At 35.8% G+C, this 9,229-nt stretch carries 11 protein-coding genes; 9 read left to right on the top strand and 2 right to left on the bottom strand.

The annotated features are described in order from the left end of the window. Together N9I19_RS23100 and N9I19_RS25375 are read left to right on the top strand one after the other, a co-directional pair. Positions 1-432, top strand: a 432-nt coding sequence (locus tag N9I19_RS23100; RefSeq protein ID WP_317779103.1) for a group II intron maturase-specific domain-containing protein, incomplete at its 5' end; no start/stop codon positions are given. A gap of 192 nt (positions 433-624) precedes the next feature. Continuing rightward, positions 625-972, top strand: coding sequence for a DUF4181 domain-containing protein (locus N9I19_RS25375; protein WP_411730845.1), 348 nt, complete (start codon positions 625-627; stop codon positions 970-972). A 493-nt stretch (positions 973-1,465) separates the two neighbouring features. Here the strand turns inward: N9I19_RS25375 and N9I19_RS23095 are convergent, their stop codons facing one another. Next, positions 1,466-2,083: a cell wall hydrolase gene (locus tag N9I19_RS23095; RefSeq protein ID WP_317779102.1), complete on the bottom strand. Its 618-nt coding sequence runs from the start codon at positions 2,081-2,083 to the stop codon at positions 1,466-1,468. Between the two features lie 397 nt (positions 2,084-2,480). Between N9I19_RS23095 and N9I19_RS23090 the strand changes: the two genes are divergently transcribed. The 4 genes from N9I19_RS23090 to N9I19_RS23075 all read left to right on the top strand — a co-directional run bounded on the left by N9I19_RS23090 (position 2,481) and on the right by N9I19_RS23075 (position 5,196). Then, positions 2,481-3,476 carry an SMI1/KNR4 family protein gene (locus tag N9I19_RS23090; RefSeq protein WP_317779101.1) on the top strand — a complete coding sequence of 332 codons (996 nt, stop codon included), beginning with the start codon at positions 2,481-2,483 and terminating at the stop codon, positions 3,474-3,476. Positions 3,477-3,982: 506 nt separating this feature from the next. Further along, the gene (locus N9I19_RS23085) at positions 3,983-4,273 is read left to right on the top strand and encodes a hypothetical protein (protein ID WP_317779100.1); all 291 of its coding nucleotides are present in this window, start codon (positions 3,983-3,985) and stop codon (positions 4,271-4,273) included. Between the two features lie 64 nt (positions 4,274-4,337). After that, positions 4,338-4,577, top strand: coding sequence for a hypothetical protein (locus N9I19_RS23080; protein WP_317779099.1), 240 nt, complete (start codon positions 4,338-4,340; stop codon positions 4,575-4,577). Between the two features lie 253 nt (positions 4,578-4,830). Next, a complete protein-coding gene (locus tag N9I19_RS23075; protein ID WP_289321174.1) occupies positions 4,831-5,196 on the top strand; it encodes a cupin domain-containing protein in 366 nt (121 codons plus the stop codon). Positions 5,197-5,578: 382 nt separating this feature from the next. On the opposite strand, the gene N9I19_RS23070 is transcribed toward N9I19_RS23075, so the two are convergent. After that, on the bottom strand, positions 5,579-6,751 hold the full coding sequence (locus N9I19_RS23070) for an MFS transporter (protein ID WP_411730843.1): 1,173 nt from the start codon (positions 6,749-6,751) through the stop codon (positions 5,579-5,581). Positions 6,752-7,060: 309 nt separating this feature from the next. On the opposite strand from N9I19_RS23070, the gene N9I19_RS23065 reads away from it, so the two are divergent. The 3 genes from N9I19_RS23065 (at position 7,061) to N9I19_RS23055 (ending at position 9,029) form a co-directional block, all read left to right on the top strand. Beyond that, on the top strand, positions 7,061-7,558 hold the full coding sequence (locus N9I19_RS23065; protein ID WP_317779097.1) for an ester cyclase: 498 nt from the start codon (positions 7,061-7,063) through the stop codon (positions 7,556-7,558). 44 nt (positions 7,559-7,602) lie between these two features. After that, positions 7,603-8,184 (top strand): TetR/AcrR family transcriptional regulator, encoded by a 582-nt coding sequence (locus tag N9I19_RS23060; RefSeq protein ID WP_317779096.1) that lies wholly within the window; start codon positions 7,603-7,605, stop codon positions 8,182-8,184. A 650-nt stretch (positions 8,185-8,834) separates the two neighbouring features. Then, a complete protein-coding gene (locus N9I19_RS23055; RefSeq protein ID WP_081109037.1) occupies positions 8,835-9,029 on the top strand; it encodes a CDGSH iron-sulfur domain-containing protein in 195 nt (64 codons plus the stop codon). The last annotated feature ends 200 nt before the right edge of the window (positions 9,030-9,229 follow it).

The following is a 9,229-nucleotide window of genomic DNA, read 5'->3' as shown; positions in this document are numbered from 1 at the left end:
AACTACAAAGTGAAACCTCATCCAAGTTCTGTACAGAAGTTTCAAAGGAAACTTCGACAACTGACAAAGCGAAATTGGAATGTTCCACTAGACTACCGACTATTGAAATTGAACCAAGTAATAGTTGGATGGGTAAACTACTTCAGAGTGGCAAACATGAAAAAAACGACGGAACGAATAGACACAAAGCTTCGCTCTAGAATTAGGGTCATCATATGGAAACAATGGAAAGTAGCGAAGAAACAAATTAAATCGCTTATTCAACTAGGAATTCCGGAGGAAGAAGCGAAAGGATTAACCTACTGTCGAAAAGGTTACCGATTCATAGGAGTATCCAAAGTCGTCCAAAGAGCAATCTCAAACAAAAGACTAAAGCAGAGGGGAGTCCCCTCTGCTTTAGAACATTATCTAAAAGTACACACTGTGATATAAATTGAAACGCCGTATACGCGAACCGTACGTACGGTGTTGTGAGAGGGGCGAAAATAAACTTATTTTCCCCCTACTCGATTATGCAACTATAGGAGGAGTTTAGTTTGAATAAGATACAAATAATATTATGGTAAAATATAGATAAAAAGGTTTTGAAAAGGGGATATTTAATTGGAATTCTTAGTGTTCATTATGTTCTTTATCATTATTATTATTCTTACACTCTTTATAAATAAATTTCTAACGAAATGGCTTGGTGTAGAAAAGAAAGAAAAGATATCAGAAACTTCTGGTAAGAATATTGACCGATGGGGAAGAGGTCTAATCCTATTAACTTTTTTATGTACTCTTCCCTATGCAATAGAAGAGGACAAAAATGTTATGTGGTATATGTGCTTTTTTATTGTATCATTCGGTTTTCAGTCGTTTATGGAGTGGAAGTACCTGAAAACCTCAAAACAATATGTCATTACACTTACTTACCTATTGATAGCTTTAGTTATCATGTATAATGTTGATTATTTTATTTACCGAATCTAGCTATTGTGAAAAAGGGGTTGCTGCGGCAATCCCTTTTCTTATAGAACTAAAGGGGCAGGTTAGTTCAATAAAATTATTTTATTTATTTTGGTAAATAAAGGCATCGATGATATAAAATGTAATATATCAGAAGCAGACTTTTGGGGTAGGTGTAAAAAGTGAAATTAAAAATATTGTTGGTTGTAGTTTCATTTATTCTTATATTACTTTTAATACTCCGGGGATAAGTGAAATGTGGTCTTCATCGGGTGTTTTTGGTTATTAATTATGATTTTTTTCTTCTACATAAAGAAAAAAGATTGAATTTCTTGTTCAACTAAAGGGTGCGTTAGCTGAAGATCGGAGCTGTCTTTAAGGCAGTTTTTTCTTATGGGGGTGCCGCCAAAAAGGTCGGGCAAATACTGCCCGACCTTTCAACTATACCCCACGATATAGTTAATGGGATATTTATAATACGAAACTATAAAAATATCATTCCTCAATATGTATAGTTTTACTTTGCAAATAAATGGTTGCCTATTCTAATGACTGTTTCCCTTGTGAAAATCCATTCATCTGTTGCCGAGAACGGATTATAATAATAAACAGAACCATGAGTAGGATCCCAACCTTGTAATGCATCAATAACAGCTCGATATGAATGGCTATTTGGGGTCAAATAATATTGCCCATCATGTACAGCTGTAAAAGCATTTGTCTGGAAAATAACATCGTAAGTATTTTTAGGAAAACCTGGCGTTGACATTCGGTTCAAAATTACTGCAGCGACAGCTACTTTTCCTTCATAAGTTTCTCCTCGAGCTTCTCCATAAACAACCCTGGCCATCATTTCAATACTATTTAATTTTTGTTGTGTTTGGAATCCAAAAACCCCATCTGGTAATATTCCAGAATCTAGTTGAAGTTGTTTAACTGCATGATCAGTAATTGCACCATAATACCCTGTTGGTTGCCTATTAAAGTAACCCATTTTCTTTAAATTTTCTTGTAAGTCATAAACTGCTTGTCCTTGACTTCCATTGTGTAAAATTTCTTGAGCAAAGATTGAATTTGGTATAAAAAACATGAAACAAATAAAAACAACAAACGACATTTTTTTAACATTTAACATCAAATAATACCACATCCTTCGATTCATTTTCCTACTATTCTACTTTATCATACAAGAAAAATAGATTTATCTTACATTATTCCTATTTTAAACCAAAAATTAAAGAAAATTTCAGACGAATTTGTCTGTTTATTGGGGTACCGCCTATCGCCATCAAGCTAAGAAAAAGGATTATACCCATAACGAAAAAATAAGCTATTCTTTGGTGTAAATGCTGCTGAAGATAGCTTTTTTCGTTTTAGGGTATAAGAAATTTTAACTAATGGGCATGCGGCAAGACCCCTTATGGAACTATCGGGGCAGGTTAGTTCAATAAAGAGATATGAATCAATAACTAACAATGTATAATTAATGTCTCAACAAATATTATATTTTTAGGAAGTGATTTCAATGGGTAATGTTATTTGAAGAAGACAGTGATTATTACAAGTTAGCACCATTAACTGATGAGATGGTTAAAAAAGCAGAAGAAAAACTGAAAATAAAATTACCACAATCGTACATAAATATCCTCAAAGATCAAAACGGGGGATATATAAAATTTAACTCGTATCCTACTGACGTTCCAACATCGTGGGCTGATGACCATATTAACATTGACCATATTTTAGGCATAGGTCTAGAAAACGGTATATTAAAAAGCGAATATTTTATAGAAGAATGGGAAATGCCTGAAGGGTTGGTTTTGTTTAATGGTGATGGCCATACTTGGATTGCTTTTGACTATCGCCATGTTTTTTCTGAACCTCCGATTGTTTATATAGATAATGAAGAAGAAAAGATTATAAAAATAGCGAACCACTTTGATGAATTTTTAGAAGGTCTATATACGGAAGAATCCGAACCGTTTGATGAGATTGAACTTCAGATGGAGGGATATAGCAAAGAGGAATTTGAAACCCTTATACAACAAGATAATGTAGAGGAAATAAGTAGTGTAATTACATATCTGTCGCAATTTGAGTCTGATGTAGATTGGTTAAGTAAACAATTTATGAAATTGAGTAAACATCCTGATAAATACTTAAGAAGTGATATCGCTAACACTGTATGGAATTTTTTAACTTATCGATTAGATAATGAAATAATCCAAGAATTTATTGAGGTTTTCAAAAATGATACCGATATTGATGTACGAATGTACGCTGAGATGATTATCGAAAAACTTAACTATTCATATGAAGATTTGAAAAGGGATTTGGGTTTTGATAATAGAGTCAGTTTTTCTTTTCAAGACCACATTTATCACATTAATGAACATTCTAACCAATGGCATCTCTCAGATTATGAATTCGATTTACAATCGTTTAGTACAACGGAAGAGCTACTACAACAGGCAACATTGGATGGAAAGTCTTTAGAGGAAATATGGGTTAATGCGAAAATATTATAGTACTTGCTATGCAACTAACGGGTGCTTTAGCTGAAAATCGGAGCTGTCTTTAAGGCAGCTCTTTTTATGGAACTAACGGGGCAGGTTAGTTCAATAAGGTGGAAATATTTTCAGGTATGAAATAGAATTTTTTTCGCTTATGCTGAAAAAAATGTGATAATAGGCGGAAAGAAGTGAATTTATGGATAAAAAATCGTTTATAACAATATTTATTATCTATGTTGTTTTGGACTCTATGAAAGATGTAGAAATATCGAATATGTGGATACTTAACCAATTAATTAAATTAATTGTCTGTTTCACAGTGTTTTATATTTTTGCATTTATTTGGAACTTTATTACTAAAGAAAAATTTTAAAAGATTAAATCATTTACCTAATATGCATAAGGCGACAATGAGCTAACGGGTGCTTTACTTAATAAGGGAGGTTGCTGAAGCAACCTTTTTGTTATGGAACTAAAGGGGCAGTTTTGGCATATTTTTAGGTAAAAATAGGGAGTTTAATATGAAAAATTTTAAAGCTTTTTTGTACTTTTTTGTCTTGTCTGGAGTATTCGGTTTGACTAGCATTTATGTTCGAGAAAACTTCAACAAACCCTTCAGTTCTTTAGATACAGCTGATATTATTAGAGCCATTATGGCTGGATTAGTTGAAGTGGTATGTATTTTCTTGGTTTATGATACTTTTTCTAGATTTAAGGAAATATCAAAAGTTAAAAAAAATATTTTGATTTTTGTTGGGATTTTTTCCTCTATTTTTTACTTCCTATACCTAGTTGGGGTCTATCTCCAATAGAAGAATGACTTTTCAACTAACGGATGCTTAGCTTCACAATAAAATGGCATCGAAAGGAATTTTTATGGTATTCGGTGGGTTCATTCTCTTTTTAATAGGTATTGTTTCTTTTATATCGCTATTGGTTTATGGTTATAAAGAATTTAAGGCAGATGAGTCTAAAACATCAAAAAAAGTGATCTTTTTAATTTTAGGAATACTTGATACCTTTTTCGGTACAGGTGGTGAATTAGCAGGACTTGCTTTAATATTATCACTTGCAGCTATCCTTATTGGTCTTGTGATTATGGGGGTATTTCATTAATACATTAATGCGAAAGTTTGTGAAATATTGTACTTAAACAAACGGGTGCTTTACTTCCATAAAGGAGTTGCTTTTGCAGCTCTTTTTTTATGGAGCAAAGGGGCAGGATAGTTCAAGAGTGCTGTTTGATCTTTGTTCAGCAATAGGGCCATTTGTGGAAAATCAGCAGAAACTTTTGAGATCTTAATCAAAATAGTAATTAATCTATCGTGGTTGTAAAATAAGGGTAAGAATAGTTCTGGGGGGGATTTATATCAATTATAATGCTATTAATCTAAGCGAGAAACTGTCCAAATTCAGTGAACACTGGTCGCCCAAAGTAATTGGTGAAATGAATGACTATCAGTTTAAGTTAGTTAAGATTCTGGGGAATTTTGTATGGCACGATCATAAAGACACCGATGAGGTATTCATCGTGATAGACGGCGAGATGTCCATCGCATTCCGCGATGGAGAGGTTAAACTTTCCAAAGGAGAAATGTATGTGATACCAAAAGGTGTGGAGCATAAGCCTTATGCTGAAAAGGAATGCCATATAATGCTGGTAGAGCCTAAAGGTGTAGTCAACACTGGTGAAACTAATTCCAAACTAACTACTGAAAATAATATATGGATTTAAACCAAGGATCAACATATAAAAGGAAGTTACATAGTTACATATTTTACAATCGGGCGCGATTCTTTAATAAGAATCGCTTTTATTATAGAACTAACGGGTGCTTTACTTCATTATCAGGAGCTGATCAGCAGCTCCTTTTCTTATGCAACTATCGGGGCAGGATAGTTGAAGAGTGCTGTTATTCAACAATTGGGCCATTTAATTGAATACGTGTATATTTGAAATAAAGCTGCACTGCTTTGAAAAAACTCTGTATATAAGCGTGTGTTTGTTGAACAAGAAGTAAAAGGGTGATACAACATGACTAATATGTATCACCCCTTTTTGTAACTTTGTATGATTTTAGGTCTTGAAAAATTTCAAACCAACATAAAAATCGGTATTATTTCTCTCTAATCTGCTCCGTTAGACGGTAGGTTATTACCCAATACAAAAGGGCCAAAGCGCTGACAGAGGCACCAAATAGACATACTCCGATCCATCCATAGTTTGCGTATATATTGGTTGAAACAATTGAACCCATGGCACTGCCGATGGAATAAAAAGTCATGTAAGCAGCAGTAAGTCGGCTTCTCGCCTCAGGACGCACTGTGAAAATCATACTCTGATTGGTGACATGTACTGCTTGCACAGCCAGGTCAAGAAAGATAACGCCAATGACTAATGCGATCAGTGAGTGTTCGGTGAAGCTGATTAGGAACCATGATGCTAGCAATAAAACTAGGGCTATGCAGGTTGTTCGCTGCCCTAAACCTCGATCAGCCAGACCCCCAGCACGAGCAGCAGCTAATGCTCCGGCAACTCCAGCAAGACCAAACGCTCCAATAGCGGTATGTGAAAGAGAGTATGGTGGAGCACTGAGAGGAAGCACCAGCGAAGTCCACAATGTACTAAACGCGGTAAAAATCAGCAGAGCCAGTACTCCGCGGATGCGTAGGATTCGTTCTTGCATGAACAATGTGAGCACCGAACGAAGCAGCTGCGGATAGGATAGTGACTCTCTTTCGCTTTCATCACGCGGGAGGACTCGGAACAACACGCCAGTCATGATGAGCATCATGGCGGCAGAAACTAGATAGACCGAACGCCAACCGGCGAGATCGGTTAGTACACCAGCGAATGTTCGTGCGAGCAGAATGCCGATCACGACTCCACTTTGCACCAAGCCGACTATACGTCCACGCTCGGCTGGGGCAGCCAAAGTCGATGCGAACGCTACGAGCACCTGAGTCACCACAGCAAGCAGTCCGACCGCAGCTAACCCCGTGAAAAGCACTGTGATGATGGGGGCAATGCCAACCACGATCAGAGACAACACGGATAAAAGCATCTGACCGATGATTAGCCGACGTCGATTCAGTAGATCACCGAGCGGTACCAGCAGTAGCAGTCCTAGCGCGTAACAAAGCTGAGTAATGGTAATGACAATGCCGATGGATGAATGGGCGATACCGAACTCGGTCGCCAGTGAGTCTAGCAACGGTTGTGCATAGTATATGTTGGCGACAGCCATCCCACAGGCTGTTGCAAACAATAGTGCCATATAGCGAGTCATGGTTGATCCGGATACTATTTGTAACTGATCTGTTTTCGTATCATGATCTTCAACTTTAATTGTTGTTTTTTCTTTAACCTTCACCTTTACCATTACTTACATCCCCTTTTTGTACTTAACAGTATAATATATCGTTCGGTATAAAATGATTCCTAATAAAGGATAACCAACAAAACGTTTTGATGTCAAGTAAGTTATGCAGTTATTTGAATGCTGTCCTTGAAAGTATCATCACAATTTGACAATAGGACTTTAATTAAATAAGATTATAATATACCGATTGGTAATTAAAAGGAGGATTAATTATCCATGAATCAAATACCGGGGAATAACGAATTAACTGAATTATCTGGGGGCGATTCACCATCTCCAAAATTCCTACAGACAAACGAACAGATTATAAAAAGCTTCTTTGAAGTTGTCAGATCAGGTTGCAATTCCGAACAAGCTAAGTTTTTTATGGCGAAAGAGGTAAGAGCACATCAAGTGAATTCAGAAAGCATGGTGACAATTAAAAGGTCACCTGAGAATTATGCTGATCATATAAGAGAAATGATAGATTCATGGGGGGAATTTAAAATTGAAATTCAAGAATTAATTTCTCAAAATCAAAAAGTTCATGTCAGATGGAAGCAGACAGGAATGCATATTGGAGAGTATGAGGGTTATCTGCCTACAAATAAAGAGGTTATTGAAATAGGTAGTGCCGTATACCGATTAGAAGAACGAAAAATAGTGGAATACTGGATTCAAGTGGACAGATTCGGAATCATTGAGCAAATAAAAAAGAATCAAGAACAAGATTAATTATCTAGTGAAGAAATTTTGTTTTTTGAAATGAGGGATTTATTATGGTTCGACAACGTGAATTTGATGAGGAAAAAGCGTTGGATGATGCTATGTTGCTTTTTTGGGAGAAGGGGTACAAGGCTACTTCACTAAGCGATTTGACTGCCAAAATGGGGATACAACGACCAAGCTTATACTCAGCTTTTGGAGACAAAGAGAAATTGTTTGAGTCTGCATTACGCAAATATACAAAGCTACATGCTTCCCATATTCGAACAAAACTTCAAAACAATCTATCTGTAAAGGAAGCATTTCACACATTTTTTGATGATTTGGTGGAAGAGGAATATAAAGAAAGTCCGAACAAGGGATGTTTTTGCATTAATACAATGGTGGAACTTGCCCCTCACGATGAAAAATTCGAAATCCTTACAAGGGAGCATCAGATGTATCTTTCGATCATATTTCAAGAAACGATTGTCCGAGGTATTCGCTCAGGTGAGCTCGAAAGCAGCCTTAATGCTAAAGTTTTAGCACAGACACTAGTCGTTTCATTAATCGGACTTACCGTGTTAATGAAATCTCGTCCAGAGCGTTCATTTGTAGATAATTCTGTAGCGATGATATTATCATTATTAAAATAAATTTATCAAAATTCCAGTTTTATCAATCATGTCAGTCTCTGTGAATAAATGGGGTTTGTATAAAGCCCAATCTATAAAATCGATTGCAGCTGTAATGCTAATTTTTATTAACTAAGTTACGGCAAGTTTTTTAATAAAAGAATGATTCATTAATTATATTAAAAGCGTATTTTGATCAATCTTTTTTCAAAACACGCTTTTTCTTTTTGTTCGTTTATCAAGGTTATTAGTATCAATTTGATCAAACTTTATTTAAAGTAACAATACCATTGAGTTTTCACATTAGTTAACAGCGATACTAACTAATATTAGAAAGGTATTCTTCAATTAAAGGGAGCGATTCTTGAAGAAGTAAAAAAAGTCGATTCCTTAACGTTGAACTAACGGGTGCGATTCTTCATGAAGAAGGATTGCTTTTTCTTATGCAGCTAAAGGATCAGGTTAGTAGAATAAGGTTTTTGGAACTTTTTAAAGTAATATCCTCTAAAAATAAGGGGGAGGGCGATAAAATGTGGTGTGTTTTTATTGGTATAACACTTCTTCTTTTGGTAATTGCAGGATGTCAATCAAATAATATTGAGGAAGTAGAACGTATTTATCGTTTAAATTTATTCCCCCATGGCAAAAATGTTTTAAAAAAGAGGTGATTTATTATAGCTACTATTAAAGTTAATGATAATGGTTCATTACGTGTATCAGGGAATGTAGAGCTAGTCGATGGTGAAGGGAATAAAATTGAAACAAAAGAAGCCTTTTCCCTATGCAGATGTGGACTTTCCGATAATAAACCTTTTTGTGACGGATCCCACAAAAGTAATTTCGAAAGCGTAGTTAGGGCAGAATAAAGCTAGTGGGACAGAAGCTTTAGGGCACCCTTTTGGGAAATCGAACCCAAAAAGCCGCCCGATTCATTTTTCTTTTACGAAAGAGTATGTTATTTAACTATCGGGTGCTTGTGCGGCCGAGCCTAGGTCGTATCATATAGCGGGTGGGATTCCCGTCGAGTAAGAACTAGCCATTCGCTCGTAGCGAGTCTTGGAGGGCT

This window comes from Peribacillus sp. CSMR9, assembly GCF_033141925.1.
Taxonomy (GTDB): Bacteria; Bacillota; Bacilli; order Bacillales; family DSM-1321; genus Peribacillus; species Peribacillus simplex_A.
The sequence above is the reverse complement of the archived record's forward strand: the minus strand, read 5'-3'. Positions and strand labels throughout refer to the sequence as shown.